The sequence below is a fragment of the Sphingomonas cavernae genome, from assembly GCF_003590775.1.
GTDB classification, from domain to species: Bacteria; Pseudomonadota; Alphaproteobacteria; order Sphingomonadales; family Sphingomonadaceae; genus Sphingobium_A; species Sphingobium_A cavernae.
Genome location: NZ_QYUM01000003.1, coordinates 164,461 through 188,984 on the forward strand (window position 1 = coordinate 164,461; position 24,524 = coordinate 188,984).

General features: G+C 62.1%; 26 protein-coding genes and 1 pseudogene. 16 read left to right on the top strand and 11 right to left on the bottom strand.

The window, feature by feature from the left end; genetic code table 11:
- Positions 1-332 precede the first annotated feature (332 nt).
- From D3876_RS08445 to D3876_RS20635, 3 genes are all read left to right on the top strand, one after another.
- A complete protein-coding gene (locus D3876_RS08445) occupies positions 333-785 on the top strand; it encodes an SRPBCC family protein (protein ID WP_119761373.1) in 453 nt (150 codons plus the stop codon).
- A gap of 322 nt (positions 786-1,107) precedes the next feature.
- The gene (locus tag D3876_RS20465; protein WP_182911950.1) at positions 1,108-1,269 is read left to right on the top strand and encodes a hypothetical protein; all 162 of its coding nucleotides are present in this window, start codon (positions 1,108-1,110) and stop codon (positions 1,267-1,269) included.
- Positions 1,266-1,487 carry a hypothetical protein gene (locus tag D3876_RS20635; protein WP_220475442.1) on the top strand — a complete coding sequence of 74 codons (222 nt, stop codon included), beginning with the start codon at positions 1,266-1,268 and terminating at the stop codon, positions 1,485-1,487. Before D3876_RS20465 ends, D3876_RS20635 begins: the two co-directional genes overlap by 4 nt.
- Positions 1,488-2,126: 639 nt before the next feature.
- Here the strand turns inward: D3876_RS20635 and D3876_RS20470 are convergent.
- The 4 genes from D3876_RS20470 to D3876_RS08460 are packed head-to-tail and all read right to left on the bottom strand — an operon-like array spanning position 2,127 to position 4,136.
- Positions 2,127-2,621 carry a JAB domain-containing protein gene (locus D3876_RS20470; protein ID WP_182911951.1) on the bottom strand — a complete coding sequence of 165 codons (495 nt, stop codon included), beginning with the start codon at positions 2,619-2,621 and terminating at the stop codon, positions 2,127-2,129.
- A 23-nt stretch (positions 2,622-2,644) separates the two neighbouring features.
- The gene (locus tag D3876_RS20475; RefSeq protein WP_182911952.1) at positions 2,645-3,136 is read right to left on the bottom strand and encodes a hypothetical protein; all 492 of its coding nucleotides are present in this window, start codon (positions 3,134-3,136) and stop codon (positions 2,645-2,647) included.
- A gap of 47 nt (positions 3,137-3,183) precedes the next feature.
- Positions 3,184-3,528 carry a hypothetical protein gene (locus D3876_RS08455; protein WP_119761377.1) on the bottom strand — a complete coding sequence of 115 codons (345 nt, stop codon included), beginning with the start codon at positions 3,526-3,528 and terminating at the stop codon, positions 3,184-3,186.
- Positions 3,529-3,584: 56 nt separating this feature from the next.
- Positions 3,585-4,136 (bottom strand): LuxR C-terminal-related transcriptional regulator, encoded by a 552-nt coding sequence (locus D3876_RS08460; RefSeq protein ID WP_182911953.1) that lies wholly within the window; start codon positions 4,134-4,136, stop codon positions 3,585-3,587.
- A 266-nt stretch (positions 4,137-4,402) separates the two neighbouring features.
- Here D3876_RS08460 and D3876_RS08465 point away from each other — a divergent pair, with 266 nt between their 5' ends.
- Positions 4,403-4,762, top strand: a complete 360-nt coding sequence (locus D3876_RS08465) for a thermonuclease family protein (RefSeq protein WP_119761381.1) — start codon at positions 4,403-4,405, stop codon at positions 4,760-4,762.
- Between the two features lie 1,012 nt (positions 4,763-5,774).
- Here D3876_RS08465 and D3876_RS08470 read toward each other — a convergent pair.
- Positions 5,775-6,329: an Lrp/AsnC family transcriptional regulator gene (locus tag D3876_RS08470; protein ID WP_238475304.1), complete on the bottom strand. Its 555-nt coding sequence runs from the start codon at positions 6,327-6,329 to the stop codon at positions 5,775-5,777.
- A gap of 109 nt (positions 6,330-6,438) precedes the next feature.
- Here D3876_RS08470 and D3876_RS08475 point away from each other — a divergent pair, with 109 nt between their 5' ends.
- The 4 genes and pseudogenes from D3876_RS08475 (at position 6,439) to D3876_RS21125 (ending at position 11,964) form a co-directional block, all read left to right on the top strand.
- Positions 6,439-9,903 carry an indolepyruvate ferredoxin oxidoreductase family protein gene (locus D3876_RS08475; protein WP_119761383.1) on the top strand — a complete coding sequence of 1,155 codons (3,465 nt, stop codon included), beginning with the start codon at positions 6,439-6,441 and terminating at the stop codon, positions 9,901-9,903.
- A 19-nt stretch (positions 9,904-9,922) separates the two neighbouring features.
- Positions 9,923-11,053: an acyl-CoA dehydrogenase family protein gene (locus D3876_RS08480; protein ID WP_119761385.1), complete on the top strand. Its 1,131-nt coding sequence runs from the start codon at positions 9,923-9,925 to the stop codon at positions 11,051-11,053.
- A gap of 129 nt (positions 11,054-11,182) precedes the next feature.
- Positions 11,183-11,770, top strand: a pseudogene (locus D3876_RS08485) (alpha/beta fold hydrolase); the annotation flags it as partial.
- 95 nt (positions 11,771-11,865) lie between these two features.
- Positions 11,866-11,964: a hypothetical protein gene (locus D3876_RS21125; protein WP_338014331.1), complete on the top strand. Its 99-nt coding sequence runs from the start codon at positions 11,866-11,868 to the stop codon at positions 11,962-11,964.
- Between the two features lie 259 nt (positions 11,965-12,223).
- On the opposite strand, the gene D3876_RS08490 is transcribed toward D3876_RS21125, so the two are convergent.
- Genes D3876_RS08490 through D3876_RS20480 form a run of 3 tightly spaced genes read right to left on the bottom strand, consistent with a single transcriptional unit; the run spans position 12,224 to position 16,040 of the window.
- Positions 12,224-13,447, bottom strand: coding sequence for a phosphorylase family protein (locus D3876_RS08490; RefSeq protein WP_119761389.1), 1,224 nt, complete (start codon positions 13,445-13,447; stop codon positions 12,224-12,226).
- Complete coding sequence (locus tag D3876_RS08495; RefSeq protein WP_182911954.1) at positions 13,444-14,409, bottom strand: response regulator; 966 nt, start codon at positions 14,407-14,409, stop codon at positions 13,444-13,446. Before D3876_RS08495 ends, D3876_RS08490 begins: the two co-directional genes overlap by 4 nt.
- On the bottom strand, positions 14,331-16,040 hold the full coding sequence (locus tag D3876_RS20480; RefSeq protein WP_182911955.1) for a tetratricopeptide repeat protein: 1,710 nt from the start codon (positions 16,038-16,040) through the stop codon (positions 14,331-14,333). The genes D3876_RS08495 and D3876_RS20480 overlap by 79 nt, the downstream gene beginning before the upstream one ends.
- Before the next feature lie 381 nt (positions 16,041-16,421).
- On the opposite strand from D3876_RS20480, the gene D3876_RS08500 reads away from it, so the two are divergent.
- Positions 16,422-17,522 (top strand): site-specific integrase, encoded by a 1,101-nt coding sequence (locus tag D3876_RS08500; RefSeq protein ID WP_182911956.1) that lies wholly within the window; start codon positions 16,422-16,424, stop codon positions 17,520-17,522.
- Positions 17,523-17,658: 136 nt separating this feature from the next.
- Positions 17,659-18,222: a DUF1993 domain-containing protein gene (locus tag D3876_RS08505; RefSeq protein WP_119761393.1), complete on the top strand. Its 564-nt coding sequence runs from the start codon at positions 17,659-17,661 to the stop codon at positions 18,220-18,222.
- 286 nt (positions 18,223-18,508) lie between these two features.
- Here D3876_RS08505 and D3876_RS08510 read toward each other — a convergent pair whose 3' ends face one another.
- Positions 18,509-18,943, bottom strand: a complete 435-nt coding sequence (locus tag D3876_RS08510) for a hypothetical protein (RefSeq protein ID WP_147417619.1) — start codon at positions 18,941-18,943, stop codon at positions 18,509-18,511.
- Entirely contained in the window at positions 18,940-19,137 is a 198-nt protein-coding gene (locus tag D3876_RS08515) for a hypothetical protein (RefSeq protein WP_119763608.1), read from the bottom strand. Before D3876_RS08515 ends, D3876_RS08510 begins: the two co-directional genes overlap by 4 nt.
- Between D3876_RS08515 and D3876_RS08520 the strand changes: the two genes are divergently transcribed.
- Positions 19,120-20,067, top strand: coding sequence for an ArdC family protein (locus tag D3876_RS08520; RefSeq protein ID WP_119763610.1), 948 nt, complete (start codon positions 19,120-19,122; stop codon positions 20,065-20,067). The two genes, D3876_RS08515 and D3876_RS08520, sit on opposite strands and share 18 nt — an antisense overlap.
- A 112-nt stretch (positions 20,068-20,179) precedes the next feature.
- Positions 20,180-21,967 carry a ParB/RepB/Spo0J family partition protein gene (locus D3876_RS08525; RefSeq protein ID WP_119763612.1) on the top strand — a complete coding sequence of 596 codons (1,788 nt, stop codon included), beginning with the start codon at positions 20,180-20,182 and terminating at the stop codon, positions 21,965-21,967.
- Positions 21,968-22,056: 89 nt separating this feature from the next.
- On the opposite strand, the gene D3876_RS08530 is transcribed toward D3876_RS08525, so the two are convergent.
- On the bottom strand, positions 22,057-22,272 hold the full coding sequence (locus D3876_RS08530) for a hypothetical protein (protein WP_119763614.1): 216 nt from the start codon (positions 22,270-22,272) through the stop codon (positions 22,057-22,059).
- A gap of 379 nt (positions 22,273-22,651) precedes the next feature.
- Between D3876_RS08530 and D3876_RS08535 the strand changes: the two genes are divergently transcribed.
- From D3876_RS08535 to D3876_RS08550, 4 genes are all read left to right on the top strand, one after another.
- Positions 22,652-22,972 carry a DUF736 domain-containing protein gene (locus D3876_RS08535; RefSeq protein WP_119761397.1) on the top strand — a complete coding sequence of 107 codons (321 nt, stop codon included), beginning with the start codon at positions 22,652-22,654 and terminating at the stop codon, positions 22,970-22,972.
- A 169-nt stretch (positions 22,973-23,141) separates the two neighbouring features.
- Positions 23,142-23,390 carry a helix-turn-helix domain-containing protein gene (locus D3876_RS08540; RefSeq protein WP_119763616.1) on the top strand — a complete coding sequence of 83 codons (249 nt, stop codon included), beginning with the start codon at positions 23,142-23,144 and terminating at the stop codon, positions 23,388-23,390.
- Positions 23,387-23,890, top strand: coding sequence for a S26 family signal peptidase (locus D3876_RS08545; RefSeq protein WP_119761399.1), 504 nt, complete (start codon positions 23,387-23,389; stop codon positions 23,888-23,890). Before D3876_RS08540 ends, D3876_RS08545 begins: the two co-directional genes overlap by 4 nt.
- A complete protein-coding gene (locus D3876_RS08550) occupies positions 23,878-24,495 on the top strand; it encodes a lytic transglycosylase domain-containing protein (RefSeq protein ID WP_119761400.1) in 618 nt (205 codons plus the stop codon). Before D3876_RS08545 ends, D3876_RS08550 begins: the two co-directional genes overlap by 13 nt.
- Positions 24,496-24,524 lie beyond the last annotated feature (29 nt).

The window sequence follows — 24,524 nt, forward strand, 5'->3', positions numbered from 1 at the left end:
ACTGTGTTCTGCCGCAAGGTTGCCGGAGGCGGGCACGAGAACGAAGGCCTGACGTGCGAAGGGCGGGCAGGCGCTGTGGTCGATTTTCGTCCTCGTCATGTCGATCCGGGCAGATGTTCATCTCTCCGGGATGGCGACGTCATGGTCAATGTCGGTCGCTGCGACCCGACCGGTTTGCTCGAGTGGGCGGGCGCGTTTCGGTCGGGATTTTACGTTTTTTTTCTCGGGGGATCTTCCAACTCGTTCTAGCCTAACGGGGCAGTGGCGAAGTGCGACCAGAGATCCGTTTGCATGGATGGGGGCATATCCCCGCCGGCCAAGGCACTGCTCAAATGTTGCCGATACCCTGCGTGCGGGAGGTGAAACAAAAGATGGATATTGTCGTGGCCAAACGGATTGGTGCGGCGCTTGAGTCAGTGGCAAATGTGATGTTCGATCCGCGGCGGGAGCCGGAGTGGATCGGCGGCGTCCGTAGTGTTCAGTTGCTGACCGGCGACCCGCATGCGTCGCGCGCGCGCGTCAAGCGGCACGGAAGCTTATTGGGATTCCGCTTTAGCTGGGTGACAGAACTCGTCGATTACACGCCCGGTAGCGAGATGCGCATGGCGATCATTCGCGGGCCAATGCAAGGGGAGGTTATCTACCGCGTTGCGCGCGATGGTGAGCAGTGCCTGGCACTGATCCGTAGCGTCGGGCGGATGTCTGCGGAGTTACCGGGCGCACAATGGCTGGTCCGTCGGTCGGTGCGCCGCGATCTGAGCCGTCTCGCAAGGATAGTGGCGTGACCGCTTCGTGCGGTCCTCGGCGCGTTCGCATCCGAATGCCAGCCGGATACCTCGCGATGGCATTGCAACAAGATTACGAGAGTAAAAATTCTCAAGGAAGAATACATCGATGCTTTCAGAGCGATAGGACAATATTTTTAAATATGAGAGCAAGCAAATGAGCGGAGAATGGAATCCTTCTGCGCAATAAAGGCTATAAATTTATTATATGTTTTTTTAATGCAGTCACTATTTTGGTATTACGCTTTAGTGGAAAATGGTGTAATACATTCCGGTCGGTAGCCCGGCAGTCGGAGAAATCACTGACGTTCGCAACAAGAGCATGTGGGGCAAATCCGGCCACGTTGGCGCCCGCATTCTCTATGCAACGGTCAATGGCCGCCAGATTCGAATGACCGGCGCATTTGACGACAAAGGCGTCGCGGGTGGCGTCGGCGCGGTGGCCGTCTCGGCGATCGTCTTCCTGCCCCTGGGTTCTTCATGACCGGTACGAGCGCGCGGTTGCCGATCGGCACCGCGGTGAAAGGCTTTGTAGACGAAGACGTTCAGCTTGCAATTGCCGCCGCGAACCCCGAACCGCTCGTCGTTGGCGGTGCCGCTGCGCCGATCGCGGTGCCCGCACCCGTTTCAGTTCCAGCTGCGGCTCCAACTGCTGGTGCGGCTTCGACGCCTGCTGCGGCTCCTGCCCCAGCAACGAAGTAATAAGACATAGCCGGGCCGCAGCGACGCGGTCCGGCTAATTCTTCTCATTTTTAGGTAACGTCGAGGCGTCTATCACGTCGCGAGCTGTCGTCCGTGACGGGGAAAGAGATTGGCGTCATTCGCCGCCATGTCGGTCATTCGGAGCGCTTGCGCCGCTGCTGCAAAGCTTTCGTACATTCAGGGGCGGCGAGCCACCGCTCAACTGTGGAAGCGGACATTGGCGGGAGCTGCCAGGCCGGCGTTGCTGGGCCATCGCGCCGAACCAGCGTGCCCTGAGCTTGGGGTTCAGAAATTGATCCGCGGCGACAGGAAAAACGCGAAACATCAGCTTATTAGGAAGCTACCAAATCATGGATCGACTGCGTTGGTGAATGCAACCGGCGGCGCTCTGCACCAAACGGCCGAAACTTCATCCATATCGGAGAGGGTTCGTATTGCGGCTGGCACAATCGCCGCCATGTCGCCCGGCAGTTGAATGGAGTATTTCATGTTACCACCCCGACGCCAGAGTTTCAGTAGCGAGCAGGACGTGCAGTTGAGGCGTGCGCAGTTTCACATTGAGTCTGCTCACGCCATCCTCGAGCGACTTGCCGGCGAGCGCGAAGCGCGCCGATTGGCGCTTCTTCTGCGCTGGAGGGACTAGAAGACGCCATCGGCGCGCATGCTGTGCCAACGACCGCGAGCGACAATCACATGGTCGACCAAGGTTACACCCAGCCCTTCGACAACGCGGGCAATGCGGTTCGTGATAGCCTTGTCTGCAAGGCTTGGCGTCGGATCACCCGAGGGGTGATTGTGCGCCAGGAGGATAGCCCGTGCATTGGCATTAAGAATGTGACGCACGACCTCGCGCGGCGCGATCGCGGTTGCGTCGACTGTGCCGGTGCTCAGGCACAGGTCACGGATCAGCTCGTTCTGGTCGTTGAGGAGGAGGAGGAGAACGGTCTCAACCGGCGCATGGCCAAGACGTGCCTGAGCGTAATCGGCCACGGCCCGGTCGTTTGACATGACCGGCCCTTCATCGAGACGTGCGTGCAGGACATTGAGCATCACAGTCCGCGTCATCGCGATAAGCGCGATCGCACGCGCATCACTAATGATCTGCTTATGGGCGGTGCCGTCGGCGGCAATCAACCGGCCGAGCGAGCCGAACTCGTCTATAAGACTGGACGACCACTCATGGGCGTTCGACGGATCGAGGATTTCGAGAAGTTGCTCCAGGATATGTCTGTCCCATGCGCGCGGATCCGCATCCGATGACGCCAGCTGCCGAGTGCCAGCAACAGTAGCTGAGGATAGCTCCAGCCAGCTATCATGATCGCATAGGCTCGGCGGATAAGGTCGGGATTGGCGAACTTCACCAGATGGGCCAGGATGATGACAATCTGCATCCCCGCCACGAGAATGGGCCAGAAGCGATCGGCCCTGAGCGCGATCGCGATGACGGAGCCGAGCAGCGCCAGATCGATTGCGAGGACACCGATCGAAACCGAATAGAAGCGCCCGGCGGGGGGCAGGTTCACCAACGGCGTCGCAAGCCCCGCCACAAGGAAGGCAAACGCCATCATCCGTTCGGGAGCGCCGCCACGCCACAGGCCATAGGTGCAGCAGGCGGCGAAGACGGCCCAGAAGACATATGGCGGAAACATGGCCCAACCGGAACATGCGCGACACTTCCGGTCAAGCCATGTTCACATCAGGCCACGGCCGCGAGGCTGGCCCGGCCCGTGGGTTCGATGTCGGGGCATCCGCCGCTGTCGCCCCATGCGACAACGCCGAGCCCGATATCGGCGGGCAGCACGCTCAACGCCCTGTGCGCCGCGATGAATGATTGGCGTGCCTCGACGGCAAGCGCAGTTCCCCTGCACAAATGCGCGATGGCGTCGACTCCGGTCCCAAGTGGCAGATTGGCTGTCGCGCGTGCCTCGAGCGCTGTGGCGAGGCAGCGAGCTGCACGGATTGCGGCCTGATCCTGCGCGTGTTCGGCAGGCAGGAAGGTTGCGCGGACCGCGTCAGCGGCCGCACGGCGTTGCTTGAGCATATGAGTCTCCCTCTGGCGCAGTCATGCGTTGCGCCATCTGCTTGAAAGGCGGTGTGTCAGTTGGTCCTGGAGACCATCCCCAGGAGGGTGCGCTGAAGCGATTCCGTGACGGCGAGCGCCAGAAACAGTGCAAAAACGAGCGCGAGTGCGCTGCCGCCGATCCACATAAGCCGTTCGACGTTGGTCAGATCATTGCGCTGCCTCCCACTATCGGAGCGCAGTCGGCCAGGCCAGGTCCACTGGCTTGTCCGATCGAGTTCGCCCGTTCGGTAGACTGGCGGGGCGGCACTGTCGCGGACGCGGCTCTCGTCGACGCACTCCATCGGTTGCGATGGGGTAAGCATGGCTTCTTCTCCGTCGCCGGCAAGGCCTTCCGATTCGCATACGAAATGTTCGTATGCCGCGTCGGTCTCATATTCGGCGAGCAGCCGGGCGGCCTCGATGCGCGTGTGGACGCCAAGCGTGCGGATCGATCGCTCGATGCGCTTGTCGACGGAAAACGGTGACAGGCCAAGCGCCAGCGCGATCTCCTTGGAGTTCTTGTGCGCGAACACGAGTCTCAGAGCTTCGCGCTGGGGTTCGGTGAGGAGAGCGACACGTTCCTTCATGACGTGATCATGCGCGCGCAAGAATTGCGTGCAATTGGCCATCCGGTGGATAGCCTCAAAGCATTGCAACCAGCATCGCCCGTTCCCATTCGGCCGTTCCCCGTCCGCGGAGGACTTTCTTACACCGATACGATATCGAAAGGATCCGGGGAGGTCGAATGTCGAGCACGTAATTCGAGAACGGCGGTTTCGCGGCGTTGTCGTCAACGGCACCGAGTTGCGTGCGCCCCCTTTCCCCCTGCGCGACTTCAGATTACAGGCACCGAATGATCATGCTTCTCCTTGCCGCGGCGCTCACCGGTTGCATCGCGACCGACGGCGACTCCATTCGCTGCGGTGGCGAGCGCATTCGCCTGCTGGCTATCGACGCGCCGGAGATGGGCGCGTGCCCGCCGCAGCGGCACTGCGCACCGGGCGATCCGATCGCGAGCCGCGACAATCTGCGCCGGCTGATTGCGCGCAAGGACCTCAGACTCGAGCGCGTCGGCCAGGATCGCTATCGGCGCACGCTCGCCGTCGTGCACGCGGGCGGGGTCAATCTGTCCTGCGCGCAGCTCCGCAGTGGGCATGCCGTGTATCGGCGCGATTGGGATGACGGCCTTAGAATTGCCAGGATGTGCCGATAGCCCTCAGCACCGGCAGCTTGGACTCAGTTCTCCGTCACAGCAGCGTTTGCGACCGTTCGAGCAACCGCAAACGCCCCCATGATGCGAGCAGCAGCCTGATTGCATTGCGGCTTGTGCGGACGCAAATGTGATCGAGCAATCGATCGGTGCCGCAGACCCGATGAGAAATGCGGCTGCCAAGCCGAGCGCTAATTTGACCATTGTCCTTTCCCCCAAAGCGTTCCGACTTTGCACTCATTTCGGCATCGAGTCGATCGGGCTGTCCTACACGCCTCGGTTGTTGTTACGCTCGCGCCATGAAACGCGAAAAGGCCATCGCAATCGAGTATTGGATGCTCACGGCGCTTGTTACGGGATCGTTGATCTGGGGTGTCATTTCCGGTCTGCTAAATCTTTGAGCCTCTCGAGCGGATTTGCGCGCTTAGGTGGCTGATCGCCCGTTCCATAGCGCAGCGGCTTTTTCTCGTTCGGGTCTGCTTGGGCCCTGAGCACCACATTCAAAGCACGCGACGGCGAAATGGACGGCATAGGTATATTCGTAGAAGCCGAGCTGGGTTGAACCGCAGAAAGGGCGGGCGCAAGCTGGTCGCCGCGTTGACGAGGGACGAAGCGCGCCTCGTCTGTCTTCACGCGTTTGTGCCGGGTAGCATCATGATCACCGATACTAACCGCATCCCACCAATGCCGGAAGCCCGAGCGACTGCGGCCCGGCCGAGCGTCCGCAGTCTGACGCCCCGAATTTGCCGGCCTCAGGTGGTCGTTTCAGAACCGGCAGGGTTTGGCAAGCGAAGCTGGAATGGCGACGTCAGCGCTGCTTCGCGAGGTAGACCGTAAGCGCCCGAATCTCCGCCGTTCAGTGGGCGCTGGCCGCTGCCTGAAAATTGCCGTCCATTCAGGTTTGGATTTTTCGGATTTTCGGCCGGCCTCGACCTTTCGCTTCCGTGACGGAAAAGCTCGTTAGACGTAAGGCCGACGCATGCGGTTCGATGTGATGATTGGAATCAGGGGCGCGTCAATTCGCCGCCCTGATAAGCGGAGAAGGGCGATTGACGAACGAGTTGAGCGCGAAACTGCTCTGGATATGGGCGACCCCGGGCAGTCTGGTGAGTTCGTCGAGAAAGGCGCGATAGTGATCGAGGTCGCGTACAACCGACCGCAGAAGATAGTCGGAACCGCCGGACATGAGGAAACCGCTCATGATTTCGGGCATGTCGATGACCCCCGCCTCGAAGGCGTCGAGCACCTCCCGTACCTGTCTTTCGAGCGTTACGGACACGAAGACGATCATCCCGCCCGCGAGCAGTTTTTCGTCGAGCCGCGCGAAGTAGCCACTGATGTAGCCGGCCTCCTCCAATTGACGGACGCGCCGGATCGTTGGTGTCAAGGAAAGGCCGATGTCTTCCGCCAGATCGCTCCAGGTGATGCGCCCGTCGATCGAAAGCTTTTTCAGGATCTTGAGATCGTAGGCGTCAAGCGTCGGCGTTGATGTCAAATTCCGTCTCCGATGCTGTTTCTTGGCAATGCGACTCCTACTACGCATTTCAATAATGATGAGCAATATCTCCATTATATGAGCAATGCATAGCAAATTTCACTAATATGTTTTGAAAACAAGGCTGAGATTGGCGGCCTTTCCTACGGCGTCTCGCCTATCCTTCGCGCGGGAGGAGTTTGCGATGAAGCCGGAACGTGTCGTCAGCCTGGAGGCAATCTACAATTCGGAAGAAGGCCCCGTCTTCATGACGGGGATTCAGGCGCTTGTCCGCCTGCCGCTGATGCAGCGCCGCTTCGACCGGCGGCGCGGGCTGAGCACCGGCGGGCTGATCTCGGGTTATCGCGGATCGCCGATTGGCGCCTATGACCAGCAGCTCTGGAAGGCGCAGAAATATCTAGATGCCCATGACGTCGTCTTCCAGCCGGGACTCAACGAGGATCTGGCCGCAACCGCGCTATGGGGCGCCCAGATGCACGAGGCCTTCGGCCCGTCGAAGGTCGATGGCGTGTTCGGCATCTGGTACGGCAAGGGGCCCGGCGTGGATCGCACCGGCGACGCTTTCCGCAACGCCAATATGATCGGCACATCGGCGCTTGGCGGCGTACTCGCGATCGGCGGCGACGATCATGCCGCGCAATCGTCCATGTTCCCGCACCAGACCGATGGCATTTTCCAGTCGGCCCATATTCCGGTGCTTCAGCCCGCCAATGTCTCCGACATCCTGACCCTCGGCATGGCGGGCATCGCCATGTCGCGCTTTGCAGGCACATGGGTAGCGATGAAGACGATCGCCGAGGTGGTCGAAAGCGCCGCATCCTTCGCGCTTCCTGATCCCTGTCCCGGTTTCGTCGCGCCCGCCGAACTCGTTCCGCCGCACGGGCTCAACTGGGATCCGGCGATCCAGTGGCCCGCCGAGCGCGCAGAATATGAGCGCCGCCTGATCGAGGAGCGCCTTCCCGCCGCCATCGGCTGGGCCGTCGCCAACCGGATCGACACGCCAATCTTCGCGAGCCACGCGAAGCGGCTGTGCGTCGTCACCGTCGGCAAGGCGCATCAGGACTTCATGCAGGCGCTGGAGAATCTCGGCATCGGCGAGGATGAGGCGGAGGCGCTCGGCATTTCGGTCTACAAGGTCGCAATGAGCTGGCCGCTCGCCGCCGAGCCGCTGCTCGCTTTCGCGGGCGAAGCCGACGAGATCTTCGTCGTCGAGGAAAAGGCGCCGACCGTCGAGGACCAGATCAAGACGGCGCTGTACCACCGCGGCGGCAAGCGCATCCGCGTCACCGGCAAGGCCGATGCCGACGGCAAGCCATTGCTTCCCGTCGTAATGGAGTTCACGCCGCTGATGGTGGCGCAGGCGTTCGCCGGCCGGATCGCGCACGATCTCGTGGGCGTCGCGGAGCGGCTGAAGGCGCTGGAGGCGATGGCGTCGCGGGGCGTGGTGGTGCCCTTTCCGGCGCGCAAGCCCTTTTTCTGCTCGGGCTGCCCGCACAACAGTTCGACGAAAACGCCCGAAGGCTCGATCTCGGGGGGCGGCATCGGCTGTCATGTGATGGCGTTGTCGGTGCCCAAGCTCAAGACGACGACCTTCAGCCAGATGGGGGGTGAGGGACTGCAATGGGTTGGCGCAGCGCCCTTTTCGCAAACCGACCATATTTTCCAGAATATCGGCGACGGCACCTATCAGCATAGTGGCCTGCTCGCGATCCGCGCCGCGGTGGCGGCGAAGACCAACATCACCTTCAAGATCCTCTACAATGATGCGGTCGCGATGACCGGCGGCCAGCCGGCCGAAGGCGTGATCGATCCGCGGCGCATAGTGGCGCAGCTCCAGGCGGAGGGCGTGGGGCGCGTCCATTTCGTCAGCGACGATCCGGACAAATGGCGGGCCCTGCCGGGCGGCGTTGTCGCCGCGCATCGCGACGAAATGGACGCGATCCAGCGCGCGCTGCGTGAAACGCCGGGCGTCACGGCCATCGTCTATGAACAGACCTGCGCTGCGGAAAAGCGGCGGCGACGCAAGCGCGGTGCCTTTGCCGATCCCGACCGCCGGCTGTTTATCAATCCGCGCGTGTGCGAAGGCTGCGGCGACTGTTCGGTGCAGTCGAACTGCATCGCGGTGCAGCCGTTGCCGACCGCCGAGGGGGTGAAGCGCCGGATCGACCAGTCGGCGTGCAACAAGGATTTTTCTTGCCTCAAGGGCTTCTGCCCGAGCTTCGTCGAAATCGAGGGTGCCGTGCTGCGGGGCCCCGATGCGGGGCGCATCGCTGCGCTCGAGGCCGAACGCTTCGCCATGCTTCCGGCGCCGACTCTTCCGGCACTCGACGGCGTCTATAACATCTATGTCGCGGGGATCGGCGGCCTCGGCGTACTGACCGTCGGCGCGCTGCTCGGCATGGCCGCGCATACCGACGGGCGGGTTTCGACCGTGCTCGACTTCACCGGCCTTGCGCAGAAAAACGGGGCAGTGGTCAGCCAGGTGCGGATCGCGCCCGAAGGTGCTTCGATCCATGCCGCGCGTATCGGTGGCGGCGAGGCCGATCTCATCCTCGGCACCGACGCGCTGGTCGCGGCGAGCCCCGACGCGCTGCGCAAGTTCGCGCCGGGCCGGGGCGCGATCGTCCTCAACGCCGACGAGACGCCGACCGCTGACGTTGTTGCCGATCGCGATGCCAAGCTGCCGACCCCGCGCATCATCGAAACCCTCCTGTCGCGCGCGGGCGACCGGGGCTTCCTGCTCCACGCGACGCGGATCGCGGAGGGGCTGTTCGGCAACAATGTCGCGGCGAATACGCTGATCGTTGGTTACGCCTGGCAGAAGGGGCTGCTGCCGATTTCGGCGGAAGCGATCGAGGCCGCGATCGAGGCCAATGGCGCCGCCGTCGCGCTCAACAAGCGCGCCTTTGCGTGGGGGCGGCTTGCGGCAATCGATCCCGACGCAGTGAATGCGATCGTGAGCCTCGCGCAAGCCGAGCCCCTTGCGGAAGAGGATGTCATGGCGCTGGTTGCGCGGCGCACAGCGGACCTCACGGCGTATCAGGATGCGTCCTATGCCGAACGCTATGCCGCGTTGATCCGTAGCGTCGCCATGGTCGCGAAACCACATGGCGCACGGGGCGAGGCGCTGGTGCGGACGGTCGCCGCCAACGCCTATAAGCTGATGGCGTACAAGGATGAATATGAGGTGGCGCGCCTCTATAGTGAACCCGCGTTCCGGCAGGCGCTGGCGGCGCAATTTTCGGGCAGCAAACGCCTGTCGGTCTATCTCGCGCCACCGCTCCTTTCGCGGATGGACGCGCGAACGGGCCGCCCGGCAAAACGCAAATTCGGGCCGTGGATATTCAGTGCGATGACGCTCCTCGCCAAGGGGCGGCGCTTGCGGGGTGGCTGGGCCGATCCTTTCGGGCGTACTGCCGAGCGCCGCACCGAACGCGCGCTGCGCGATGAATATCTCACAATGATCGACCGGCTGATGCCCCGGCTCGATGCGGGCAATCTGGAAGCGATCACCGCAATCGCCGCGTTGCCCGATCAGGTCCGGGGCTACGGGCTGGTCAAGGAACAGGCGATCGAACATTATCGTGCAGGGTTGCAGGCCCTGCTGGCCGATCTCGACTCCGCCGGCACAATCGCGGCCGCGGCCTGACTGAAAAAGGACAATGACAATGAAGGGACTGACCGAAGTCCAGACGGCCATCCGCGACACGGTGCGCGCCTTCGCTCAGGAAACCATCCGTCCGCACAGTGTGCGTTTCGAAGCAGAGGGCGGCTATCCGCCGGCGCTGTTCCGGGAGATGGCAGGGCTTGGCCTCTGGGGCATGACGGCGCCCGAAGCCTTTGGCGGTGCAGATGCGGACGCCGTCTCCTACGCGCTTGCGCTGATGGAAATCGCGGCCGCCGACGGGGCGCTTTCGACCATCGTTTCGATCCAGAATTCGATCCTCGTCTCCGGACTGCTCAAGGACGGCAACGCGTCGCAAAAGGCGCGCTTCCTGCCAGACCTTATCGCCGGTCGGACGATCGGGGCGTTCGCGCTGACCGAGGCCGATGCCGGGTCCGACGCCTCGGCCATTCGCACCCGCGCTGAAAAGGTGGATGGTGGCTGGCGGATCACCGGCGCCAAGCAGTTCATCACCTCCGGACGCATTGCCGGTCTGGTCATGATCGTAGCGGTGACCGACGCGCAGGCGGGCAAGAAGGGACTTTCGACCTTCATCGTCCCGACCGACCGGCCCGGCTATGCGGTCGACAAAGTAGAGCACAAGATGGGGCAGGGCGCATCGGATACGTGCGCACTGCGCTTCGACAACATGTTCGTCGAGGACGAACTGCTGCTCGGTGAGCCGGGGCAGGGCTATCGCATCGCGCTCGCGAACCTCGAAACCGGGCGCATTGGCATCGCCGCCCAATGTGTGGGTATGGCGCAGGCGGCGCTCGAGTTCGCGGTCGCCTATGCAAAGGATCGCAGCAGTTTCGGCAATCCGATCATCCAGCATCAGGCAGTGGGATTCCGCCTAGCAGATCTTGCCACCCGGCTCGAAGCGGCGCGGCAACTCGTGCTGCATGCCGCGCGGGTCAAGGACATGAAGGCGCCGTGCCTGACCGAGGCCTCGATGGCCAAGCTGTTCGCTTCCGAGGCCGCCGAAGCGATCGTGTCGGGCGCGCTCCAGACGCTGGGCGGCTATGGATATCTGGAGGAATATGGCATCGCCAAAATCTATCGCGATGTCCGGGTATGCCAGATCTATGAGGGCACCTCGGATATCCAGCGCATGGTGATCGCGCGGAGCCTCTGAAGCGGCGCGCGGGGCACCGGCGGGGTGGGCCGAATGACTTTGCGAGATGCGTCGATCACTTCTTCCTGCTGGTGAGCCCGGCCGGGGAATCTAGCTTGCCTGACAATTCACGCGGCCGGAGGACCCCAGATGCGAATTGTTGCGGCTGTTCTGCTTCTGTTCGGCACTTCGCTGTCATCGTCTTTCAATGCGTGGGCGAAAGAGCCCGAAGCGAAGGAAGCCGGGGCGAAATCGGATCTCCACTTCGTTGAGATCGGTAAAGCGGGAGGCACCCCACTCGTCGCGCTCAATGGCGGGCCCGGTTTCGATCATCGCTATCTTGCCGCCGCGCCGGTCTGGGGTGAACTGGCGAAGGGCCGGCAGATCATCTTCTACGACCAGCGCGGCACCGGGGATTCGCCCGCAGCCACGGCGGACGCGCTGACGGTCGACCGGATGGTGGCCGACCTTGAAGCGCTTCGCCGCCGCCTGAAGGCGGAGCGGATCGACCTGCTCGGTCATTCATGGGGCGGCATTCTCTCGATGGCTTATGCCACGCGCCACCCCGATCGGGTCGCACATCTGATCCTCGTCGGATCGGGCGATGCGAGGCTCGCCACCACCGAATATCTGTTCGACAAGCTTTATCCAGACATCATGGCGACGATCCCGCCTGACCCGAGCCCGGCCGGGCAGACCGGGTGCATCGAGACTGACGCCTACGACCGGATGAGCTATTACGACCAGCGCAACCGCGCGCCCGATCCGCCGGGCAGCCCGCCGCGCTTCTCTTCGGAGATCCGCGGACGTATGGGTTCGCCAAACTCGGCGACCTGGTCGAAAAGACCGGAGCCTTCGAGATTGATCGCAGTCGAGGCCGCGGCGTCTATATCCGAATGAAGCCGATGAAGCGGTCCGGAAGCCGCAGATAGTAACTGCTGGCTCGGTTTCGTCATTGTAGGTCCGCCTCAAAGACGGCAGCCGCCCACATTTCTGCCATGCAGATGCTCTAACGGACTTCTCGAAACCGGCCGTCTGTTCAGCTTAAAGGGAATGGCCGCTGCCCGGTGACGCCCCGTTTGGTGCAAAAGCGAGCGCGGCGAATTCTGAGCTGCTGCCTCCTGACACATTTTGCCAGCTTGACGCAGCGCCGGCTTCCACCTGAACAAACGGCGCCCCGAAGCAGTCATATCAATGTGCACCGAGATAATCGGTCACGAATCTGAGAATGAAGTTGGCGCTGGCGTAAAGCGCATAAGGTCTGACGTCATCCGCTTTCGTCGGATCCGCGAAGTCGGAGACCGCCTTTACTGAAAAGGCGAGCGGGCGCGGCTTCGCGCAAATCTCGGCCGCCATCATCAGGCCATAAATCTCCATCTCGACGCCGTGCAGCTTGCGATTATGGGATTTGATGTCTTCCACGATCGCCGCGTCGCTAAGCACCGCCGCGCCGCTGCCAACCGCCTCGACATGACATTCCAGCGGATGGTCCGGCTTCGTCCCAGGATAGGAGGAGCGAATCGCGCTGAGCAGCGTCGAGTCTTTTGACGCCTTCACAAGGTCCGGGCGTAGATCGGGATCGAGCCGGAGCTGATCGGGATTGGGGGCGAACTCCTGCTGGCCATCAACAATTTCATATTTTCCGGAGCCCCAGTCATAGCTTGGGTCGGCAATCAGGATGTCGCCGAGATTGACACGGCCACGAACGCCTCCTGTCACCCCTGCCATGACGAGATAGCTTGGCCGATAGAGGTCGATCATTTTGCTGGCGAGAGCGGCGGTCGCTGCCATTCCCATCCGGCTGGCTGTCGCCGCCACGAGCCGCATCGGTCCATTGCCGGTCTCGATCGTCGCCTCATGATAACGCGTGCCATCGCCCTCGGGCTTGAACTGGCTCCATTCGAGCGGCAACCTGAGTATGGCATCAAGCTCCTCATTCAAGGCGGTGAGAATCGCCACGTCGCCAGGGCGCGTCTCGCGGGGCCGTCCAACCATTGAGCGCCAAGCAGCCTGAGCATAGCGAACGCGGCTCTTGAGCTGATCGCGCCATTGCGTCGAAGTGGGATCATAGCGGATAACGCCCCAGAGTTCGCCGACATCCTCCGCTGCGGTCGACAAAGCATCCGAGTTGCCCGAGATCGCGACCACGTGCGTTGGCACGAAGAAGTCCGGACGGCTGGATATGGAGCGCATGAAATCGAGACCACCTGTCGGGGTCGGCGGTAGATCTATCCGATCCGGTAGGTGCAGATCTAGAACGATAAGGTCGACATTGCGTTCGCGCAGAAGGCGCTTGGCCGCTGCAGCATCCGTCAAGCTCGCTATATCGTCGAGCCCAATACCATCGATCTCAGTGAGCGCTGCGGCGATGTTACGAAGCTTGGACGCGTCATCTTCCACGATCAGAATCTTCATGAGATACGGGGGTCCGCTTCGACAAGTAGCCGCAGCTGGTCACGCCAGTCATCACTTGTCGCGTTGAAATAGACACTACCGATGTAGAAATCCCCGAATTCCGCCTCCAGCTCACCGTCGAGCTGCGCGAGCGTGACATCCTGCGGCTCAGAACCAAAAGCATCGAAGCCCGTCACCACGACAGTTGGATAAGCGAGTGACCGGCGCTTCATTTGACGCAACAGCTCTCGCCCTCCGAGATTGAGAGGGCGCCCGCCATCACTTCCGGGGGCAATGTCAAAGGTTGGCAACGTCATATCGAGGATCACCAGCGCGGGGGTGTTGGCGACGAGAGCCCGGAGACCCGACTTGTACGATCGCGCGACCTCAATCTGGTGATCGGGCAGCTCCTGGCCTAGGAAGCTCTTCAACCGCTCGGTCTTGAGCTCGTCATCCTCGATGATCAGCGCCGTCATTTCACCATCGCCTTCGCATCCATTCCGATCGTGACTGCATATTCCGTCGCGCTGCGATAGCCAAACGTCAGGAGCATGACGGGTCAGGAGATCGTGGCGCAGAATCCGTATAATCTTGGCGTAGCCCGATCCACCCTCGATCGTGGCAAGACCCTGAGCCTCATCGCCGTTCTCAAGGCGTTCCCGCAACTCATCGAGCCGTTCGTTCTCCTCCTCGACGCTGACGATTGGAGCGCAGCTGTTTACCAAGCGGAGTTCGAGCCAGCTATCCTTCAGACTCGTTTCGAGTGAGAGCGTGGGTGCGTGATCATTGAAACCGCAATGCTCAAGCGCGTTGTCGAGGGCCGTGAACAACATATAAACAATGCTCTCAAGGGTCTTGCCGCGACAGTCGAACGAGACCTCGTCAGGTCGTTGGAGCGTTACATCTAGGCTCGGATGGCAGACCCTGATGCTTTCCGTCGCCACCTCGACGGCAATACCGAACTCATAGTCTGGCCGTTCCATATCTCGTGCGAGGGTAAACCAATTCGCCACGTTCGCCACGTTGACCGACATCTGGGTTCGCGCGGCAGCATGGCATCACGCAAAGGCGAGATGTTCGCCCAAGTAATTTCGCGCACCACGTCCTTTTCAAGGTCGTCCGTCAGCGCATGTACCGCCGCAACGAAATCTTCCTCGATATAGCGGCGCACGTGGTCGAGCGTGTATTCGAGCACTGTCCAGAACTGCTCAATGACCTTGTCCATGAACGATTCGAAGCTGGTTTCTGACGTGATCTCCGCTTGGAGGCGGACGACATCATAGTTGAAGGATTGGAAGACAAAGAGCCCTTCTGGCGTGGCCTCCGAGCGAACTTGGACACGCCGACGCACGAGATTCTCGATGACCCCATCAAGCTCTTCCGAGAATTTGGCGAGGCGTTCGGCCAGCCAAGTGCCTCCATAGTAGGGTTCCAAGCTGAGCGTATTCGCCCAATGGCTGTCGGGCTGATACTGGCCGTTATCGCTTTGGGTGAGCAACGACTGGAGCTCGAAGGCGCTGCGAAGCTGGTTGCCCATGGTCCCATGCCGCACTCGGGTGCTGAGATACGCCTCGAGGCCATACTCCTGGCTCGATATTAGGAGACCCATGAGCTCCTTCACGAGCCGATCGAAAATCTGCTCACCTTCGTTCGCCGGCAAGTCCTGAAAATGGATCTTGAGGCCATCGGTCTGAACGTCCGCCAGCAGCTCCTGGACCCGTCTGACCATCTCGAGGCGCTCGCTGGCATTGGCCTCCTCCGACTGAGCGATCGCGAATCTCTGATAGTTGTCTCGCAGAGACTTTTCCGCCTGCCGCTTAACGCCCTCAGTATCGACGTAGATTTTCGTACGCTCGACCTGTTCGAAGCGCTCTCTGACAACGCGGCGGCGTGTGATTTCACGAATTTCGTCGAGATATTGCTGCCGGTTGATCGTGTCGATTTCCGAGAGGATTCGGCAGATACCAAGCCGTTCGATCTCGACCTGATTGACGCTCTCGATCGCCATAAATTTGTCGAGCACAGCGGGAACGCAGACCTGATCGAGAAACAGCGGCAGAAGTTCCTGCTCGGATTCCAAGCTTGTAAGATCGAGCTGCGAGGGCAACTCGACCTGCCGGCTGAATACGAACTCTTCGGCCGCATCCGCCTGTGCACCGATGCGCTTATCACCGCCGAAGCGGTTCACCACATGATAGCAGATCGATAGCGCGATCTCATCAAATGACGGAGCCTCAGCGGATTGTTCGATAGTATCCAGCAACGGTTCGAGCTGGAATATGGAATGCAAGCGCTCATTCTGGCGGTATGCCCGTGCGACAAGCCGAAGCGCCTCGCGATGCTGGCCTGCTGCCATGAAGGCTTGATACAATTCTCGTCGCGCATCGTTGGCGACGGGAACGACGGGATCGCCTTCGAGACGCTCAAGAAGCTCCGCCGCTTCGGACAACCGTGAAATTCGCAGGAGCGCACGAGCCGCGTACAGGTCACCCCTGTCTGCGGGTAGGCGTTCCCGCAGTGAGGCGCTGAACTCACTAGTTCCAAAGTCCAGCACTGCGGCCTGGAGCTCCAGCGCAATAGATCCGGGAAAAGCCTCCCGTGCGCTGGCGAGCAACGCGCGCCGATCCTCGACCGGGATATTGCGCAATTGCAGGGGTGAGAGTGTAAATAAAAAACGTCAGTGGACAAGTATGGACTAAGTAAAATCAAGCATTTATCGCAAAACCTGCCTTGAAAATCCACAGTCGTTTACGTATATCTATTGGTGATGCATTGGTGATATTTTTCGAGCGCCGTCATGGGAAGAGCTTCAAAGGAGATCAGGCTTCAGGAGCGTAGCGCTAGGGCGCGCCTAAAGGTGCGCCATCATCCTTATTGGCGCATGATATCAGAGGGCCGCCACATTGGCTACTATCGAGGCCCTCGCGGAGGAAGGTGGTTCGCCAGGTTTCGCGCGGCAGGGTCAACAGAAGAGTATGTCCGCATTCCGCTCGGGGTGGCCGATGACGGTTGCGAAGCGAATGGGGTCACCATCCTGAATTGGAAGCAGGCGCTCGACAAGGCCAACGAGTGGGTCGAGCAGCTGGCCAATGGCGGAAGGACGATCGATCCAAACATGACGGTTCGCCATGCCGTCGATGCATACATCAAGATGCGTGACGAGCGCCGAAGTGCACAAGTGGGGCGACCGGTTCGATCGACGGCGTCTTACAAGCTCGGCGCTTATGCGCTCAAGGATGTAGCATTCATCGACATCAAGCTCCGTGACCTCACCGAACTGGATCTTCGCAATTGGCAGAGGCGTTTTAACGGGTTGACCGGATCCAGCAAACAGCGTGTCGTGTCGGAACTGAAGGCGGCCTTGAATAGTGCTTTCGAGGAGAACCGCCAAGGCTTGCCCAAGGACTTGCCGGTCACGATCAAGTTCGGCTTGAAGCCGATCTTCGTCGAAGAGGCGGCGGATCAAGCTGATGCTCGGGACAATCAGATACTCAGCGACAATCAGATCCGCGATATATTGGAGAAAGCCCAAGAGCTCGACGAGGACTCTGACTATGCCCTGCTGGCGATACTGCTCGCGGCGACCGGCGCGCGCTTCTCACAATTGGCGCGCATGTTCGTACGCGACGTTCAGCCCCAAAGCCGGCGGCTGCTTGTTCCTCCGTCGCGCAAAGGTCGAGGCAAGAAGGTGAGCGCTCATATTCGCGTGCAAGTTGGAGCCGACATTATCGAGGCGCTGCGTCCCGCGATTGAAAATAGGCCGTTCGATGCGCCGCTGCTGGAGCGCTGGCGTTACAAGCAGGCCAGCCGGACCAATTGGGAGAGGGTGGACCGGCAACCATGGAAAACACCGTCCGAAATGACGAGATGGTGGAACAGGGTAGTGGAGGCCGCCGGCTTGCCGGGCGTGATCCCTTATGCGCTCCGGCACAGCTCGATCGTACGCTCCATTCGCATGGGCCTGCCCATTCGATTGGTTGCTGCGCTCCATGACACGTCGGTTGCGATGATCGAAAAACACTATTCGCGCTGGATCACCGAAGGGCTCGACGAGCTTGCAGCGCGCGCCGTCGTGCCACTGCTTAAAGCGGCGTAGCGTCAGCGGCCCCTGCCTCCCGCAACACACGTCGGTCTGCGAGGGGATTTGATTTGTAAACATGGCGTTCTTGTACGACGCGGTTTAGACGGCCTCCCAAGCCAAAGTGTGTGACTGGCTACGGAAAGGAACCATTGTGACGCTGCCAGATGTCCTCGCGCCAACCTACGTGCAGATGCTGAAGGCGCTATCAGCTTGGCTCGGCAAGGCGGAGGCACAGATGCCGGACGGCAAGGCGGATGCTCTTCTGTCTGCCCGCCTCGCTCCCGACATGTTCCCGCTGTCGACCCAGATTCGCTTCGCGTGCGTGCAGGCGCATGAGGGCGTGTTCCGGCTGCAGGGGCGGGAGTTCCCGGCCTCGGTGGAAGTATTGCTGAATGAGGGGCGAAGCGCGGCCGACCACCCCGGCTCGGTAGCCGACGCTCGTGCGAGAATCGACGAAACCATAGCGGTCGTCGAGGCGGTCGCCCAGCACGCGTTGGACGTGGATCGTGCGACGCCGATCGCCCATGCGCTGCCCGCGGGCATGGTCTTCGACCTCACAGCGGAGCAGTACGCTCGCGATTGGGCGCTACCTCAGTTCTACTTTCACGTGATGATCGCCTACGCCATTCTGCGTGCCGAAGGCGTGGACCTAGGTAAGGCCGACTATGTCGCTCATATGTTCACCTACCTGCGTCCCGGCACGATACCTGCCTGATAGAAGGCGACGGTGCCCTCCCGCGCGAGGCAATTGACCGACCACCACGACTGCGACCGCCTCCAGACGCAGGCTTTCAGCAGGCGGACGGGATTGCGCGCTGCGGATAACGTCCCAATGTCAGCCGTTCAGTGGGCATCTTCGGCTAACCGAAACCTGCCATAGCTTCATGAAGCTTGAACGACCGGATCTCTGGAAGCGTCAATCCGGTCAACGGCTTCAAAAGGCCAACATCCGTCGACTACCGCTCGAAGGGGGCCTCACAACGCAAGCGGCAGCGATCGGCCTAATCCGCCAGATTTCGCCCGGAGGTGAGCTTCTCGAGTGCGTTGCTCACTCCGCCGCCAACAGGAAAATAACGGGCCTTCGATGGCGCATTCTGAAGAGTGCGCATCATGACTGCGGTGAGCAACACTGAGAATTGTTTGGCAATGGCACATAAATGCATGTGTCGAGCGCAAGCCGAGTGCCTTCCTGAGGTTCGCAAGAAATTCCTGGTATCGGCCAACCGGTGGATTTTCCTGGGAACGCGAGCGCTCGGGCTCGAACTAAAAAGCAACTTGCGGCTCAACAGGAGGTCGAGGACAAGGTTGGGCGGGCCGAGCTTAGCAAAGGCCAGGCGCCCAGAAGCCAACAGCGCTTCGCGGGCCAGCACCAATCCCAGCATTGCACAGCCGGCCTCAAGCAGCGGCGACACGCGCGGCGAACGGCAAAATTTCATTCCGGCAATCGACGCTCCGCGCGAAATTGTTCGGCAATCACTGCGGCCATGATCAGACTGTGTCCTGTCCGGGCGGCGGCATCGGGCGTCATTGTTATCGCGACACCACCGGGGCCATCCAGTACCACATACCCCTCCGCAGTCGCGACACCCGGACTTGTCAGCGGTCGAAATTCATCGGGAATAAGGGGCATCGGCGGCGCCTTAACAGGAGAATAACCGACCGCATCGTCGCCGAACTCGAGGCGGGGCGCTTTCCATGGGTCCAGCCATGGGGAGTGGCCGCAGCCCCCGGCCACTCCGGTGCCCCCGGACAGCCGGGCGCGACCGCGCCGGGCCTGCCGCGCAATGCGATCACTGCGCGCCGCTATTCGGGCGTCAATATCCTCATCCTGTGGGGTTCGGTCATCGAACATGGCTGGCCGACCCAGAACTGGCTGACCTTCCGGCAGGCGCTTGCGGCTGGCGGTGTCGTCCGAAAGGGCGAGCGCGGCACCTGCGTCGTCTATGCCGACCGCTTCACGCCGGATACCGAAAAGGAGCGCGCGAGAGAGACGGGGGACGAGGCAAGAGCCATCCCCTTTCTCAAGCGTTTCACCCTGTTCAACGCGGCGCAATGCGAGGGGCTGCCCGACGGATTTAGCACACCCGATGCCCCGCTGCCCGAGCGCGCGACCATGCCCGCAGCCGAACGGCTGATCGCTGCCACCGGCGCTGATTTCCGCATCGGTGGAGAACGAGCCTTCTATGCGCCATCGCGCGATTTTGTGCAGGTCCCGCCGCAGCCCGCTTTTTTCGAGCAGATCAACTATTACCGCACCTGCCTCCATGAACTGACCCACTGGACTGGCCATGCGAGCCGCCTCGCGCGCGACCAGTCGGGCTGCTTCGGAAGCGCCGATTATGCGCGCGAAGAGCTTGTCGCAGAAATGGGCGCGGCCTTTCTCTGCGCCGCGCTCGGCATCGTCCCCACCGTCCGTCATGCCGATTATCTGGCTGGCTGGCTCGATGTGCTGCGCCACGATAGTCGCGCGATCTTCCGCGCCGCCAGCCAGGCCAGCAAGGCCGCCGATTTCCTTCTCTCATTCGCGAGCGACACGCCCGCCGACGAACTTTCGCCGTGACAAGCGGTGGATGACGTGGCGGCCGTTCGCCGCCGACAAGAAGCCGGTCCGCTCAAGCTACGATCTGGTCATCATCGCGAGCAGGACCGGCACTCCCAATGGAGTGACGATCATGAAACTCGAATATATCCCTTTCGACAAGCTGTTCATCGACAAGACGAATATGCGCTATGGAAAGAAGACGCCCGACGTTTCCGACATCATCGCGACGATCAGAAAGCGCGGCGTCATCCAGCCGCTCATCGTCAAGCCGGCCAGTGACGAAGGCAGGTTCGGCATCGTGGCGGGCAGCCGCCGCTACCACGCCAGCAGAATCGTCGGCGACGAGCGCGGAGAGGCGGAAGCGCTGCCCTGCGCGATCCTCGACCCCGGCGACGACGCCGACGCCATCGAGGCCTCGCTCATTGAAAATCTCGCGCGGCTCGACCCCGACGAAGTGACGCAGTGGGAGAATTTCGTCCGACTGGTGAAGGAGGGCCGCACGGTTGATGACATATCGGCAACCTTCGGCCTGCCCGAGCTGACCGTCCGCCGCGTGCTCGCGCTCGGCAATCTGTTGCCGCGTATTCGCGATATGTACCGGCGGGAGGAAATCGACGCGGCGACCGTCCGCCATCTCACCTTGGCGAGCAAGAGCCAGCAAAAGGCGTGGCTCGCGCTCGCAGACGATCCCGACAGCTACCTGCCCACCGGCCATCAGTTGAAATCATGGTTGTTCGGCGGGCAGTCGATCGCGGCACGTCATGCGCTGTTCGATCTCGACGGCTTTGCTGGCCAGACCATCGCCGACCTGTTCGGCGACAATCGCTATTTCGCCGATGCCGACGCGTTCTGGACCGCTCAGGACGCGGCGATCGATGCGAGGCGAGACGAATATCTGGAGGCAGGATGGGCGGACGTGATCGTCGTCGGCCCGTCCGAGCGCTTTCATTCATGGGAATATGAGAAAGCGCCCAAGCGCAAGGGCGGGCGCGTCTATGTCGATGTGCGCCCGAACGGCGAGGTGACCTTCCACGAGGGCTATGTCAGCCGCAGCGAGGCGCGGCGCATCGCCAAGGGGGAAGCGCTTGGCACCGGGCACAAGCCGCCACGTCCCGAAGTGACAGCCACGCTCCAGACCTATATCGATCTGCATCGCCATGCCGCCGTCCGCGCGGCGTTGACCGCGCATCCCGGCGTAGCGCTGCGGATGATGGTCGCCCATGCCATCAATGGTTCGCATCTGTGGACCGTCAAGCCCGAGCCGCAGACGACGCGCAATGACGACGTCCGCGAGAGCGTCGAAACCTGCAAGGGCGAGAGTGATTTCGACGAACGTCGACGCGCCGTGCTCGACATGCTCGGCTACTCCGCCGAAGTGCCGACTGTGACTGGTGGGTATGGCAACGATTATGGGGTGAGTGCGATTTTCCTTCGCCTGCTAGACCTGCCCGATCCGGTCGTCATGGAGGTGATCGCAATCGTCATGGGCGAAACGCTGGCCTCGGGAAGCGCCGCGGTCGAGGCCGTCGGGCTCCATATCGGCGTCGACATGACGCACTACTGGCGAGCCGATGATGCCTTTTTCGAGTTGATCCGCGACCGGGAGGTGCTTGGATGCATCGTCACCGATGTGGCGGGCGAGCTGATTGCGCGCGCCAATGCCCAGGAAAAGACCAGGACCCTCAAGCGCATCGTTCGCGACCATCTCGAAGGCGTGAACGGACGTGCCAAGGTGGGCGAATGGGTGCCGCGCTGGATGGCGTTCCCACCGTCGGCCTATACGACACGGGGCGGCGTCGGCACCGTCGCTGCACATGCCAAGGTCGAGGCGGCGCGGGCCGCGCAGACGCGCGATCCCGATCCGCACGTGCCGGGTGGGGCCGCTGCACCCGCCGAGCCCGAACCGCTTGCGGCCTGACCTCTTGCGGGCGGCGGGTATCCGCCGCCCGCTTCAATTTCTTGCCAAGAAAATTCGCGCGCGCTGCCGCCTTCGGCGTCGGCGCGCATTCACCCCGGGATATGACGGATCACGGTCTTGCGCCTTTTGCAGAGGGCGCAGACGTCGATATGCCGCTCGAATCCGTCCGCGCCCGCCAGCTCACGGGACTTGCGATTGCCCTGACTGGTGGCCGACAGGTCCAGCCGCTCGGTGATGCAATCGTCGCAGATCGATTCGGGCGACAGCCGCTCGATCAACGCCCTGACCTTGTCCAATACCGTCATTCTGATTCCCCGAGCGGGGCGATAAACATGTTCGCGGCTTTGCGAAAGCCATGTTGCGAGCCCTGGCGCGCGCGCCATTGCCGGGCCAGTTTCCTGTGGCAGGATTGCGCCCCTTTTCAATCGCGCCCAACCGATCCGGCTCCTTGGGCGCATGACCTGGAACGGCCGCGGCTCCGCCGAAACCATCGCTTCAGGCTTATTTCCCCGCCCGTGTGCCACGGGCTCCTCGCGGGCGCTTTCGCGCTTTCAAATAAGCCTTCGCTTCCGGTCCTCCGCTTGTCGCTTCGGCCTGCCGGTTCGCGGGTCCGCATGAAGCCGTCCCTCAGGTCCGCCCATCGTCCGGAACGGTTTCGGGCGATCACCATGAAGGAGACAGACAATGCCAGCTATCGGTTACGTGACCCGCAATGGCGAAGGCTTCAAGGGTCAGCTCAGGACGGTTTCGATCCGCGCCGAGATCGAGATCATTCCCAATCGCTCCAAGGCGAATGACGCCCAGCCCGACTACCGGGTGATGACAGGCGGGGTCGAGATCGGCGCCGGCTGGGTCCGCACCGGCGACATGTCGGGCAAGGACTATGTATCGCTGAGCCTCGCCGCACCCGAGTTCGGACCGCGCAGGCTCTACGCCAATCTCGGCCGCGCCGCAGGGCAGGACGATGACGACACCTATGCCGTCATCTGGAACCCCGCCGACTGAGGCGGGCACCGGCCCCGCGCTTTCGGGCGCGGGGCCATTTCCCGCTCGCTGTCTTGTGGGGCTCGATTTTCGAGGGTGCGATTTTCGAGCCTCTGCACCGATGTTCCTTGCCGGCATGCACAGGAGCGAGATGCGGCGGCTGGCCGCGTCCACGCTCACGGAGACAGGCATGGACAGGGACGAGGGGAGCAGCGACGAGAACGAGCGTGCGGCACGCGCGGCACGAGGCTCGCCCTTTCTCAGTCCCGAGCAGGCTGCCCATTATCTGGGGCTCTCCACGCGAACGCTGCAGGCACATCGCACTGCCGGAACCGGCCCCCGCTACCGGCGTCATTGCCGCCATATCCGCTATCATATCGACGATCTCGACGCCTGGTCGAAGCGCGTCGCCGGCGATGATCGGGGTCGCGATCGATGACGCGGCGGCGCCTTCATGCCGCGTTGATCGGCGCGATAATTGCAGGGCTGGCCCACACCGCCCTGTTTCCGCCGCGCCCGATCCTGTTGTGGAATGCGTCTGCAAGCGCGCCCATCGGCCTCTATCATGTGGGCGACCGCGCGGGCCTCGGGCGCGGCGACATGGTGATCGCGCGCGTGCCCCGAAACTTTCGCGTCTTCGCCGCACGCCGTCATTATCTGCCCGCAAATGTGCCGCTCGTGAAACGCGTCGCGGCCGCACCCGGCGACCGTGTCTGCGCGCTGGGCCGGAAAGTCTTCGTCAATGGCCGCTGGATCGCCGAGCGATTTGCAAAGGACGGTGCCGGGCGGCCGATGCCGTGGTGGAGCGGCTGCGTGACGCTTCGACAAGGCGCGCTGTTCCTGCTCATGGACACGCCAGCCTCGTTCGACGGGCGCTATTTCGGGCCGACCCATGCGCGCGATGTGGTGGGCGAGGCGCGATTGATATGGCCGCGCTGAAACTGGCCGTCGCAGCGCTCGCGCTGCTGGTTTCGTCGCCCGTACGGGCTGATGGCGTAGTGCAATGGTGGCAACATATCGCCGAGGCATCGGCAAGATTCGGGGTGCCCGAAGACTGGATCGAGCGCGTCATGCGCGCCGAGAGCGGTGGACACACCGAGCTTGGAGGCCGTCCGATCACGAGCCATGCGGGCGCGATGGGATTGATGCAGCTCATGCCCGGAACCTGGACCGAGATGCGCGCGCGTCTGTCACTGGGCCTCGATCCCCACGATCCGCGCGACAATATCCTCGCCGGCACCGCCTATCTTAGACTGATGTACGACCGCTTCGGTTATCCCGGACTGTTCGCCGCCTATAATGCCGGGCCCGCGCGTTACGCAGATCATCTCGCAACGGGCAGGCGACTCCCACGTGAGACGCGCGCCTATCTGGAGACACTGAGCGGCCGCCTGCCGGAACGTCCGGTCGCGGCAGACGACGAGCCTCCCAGCGGCATTTTCTTCACGCTCGGCGGATCAACTCCGCGCCCGGCAGGGGATGCTGGCGAACCATCCGCCAGCCTGTTCGTCCGGCTCGGGAGCGGCACGCATCCCGAAGAATAGTCGCAGTTCTGGTTTCCGGTGGGTGGAGG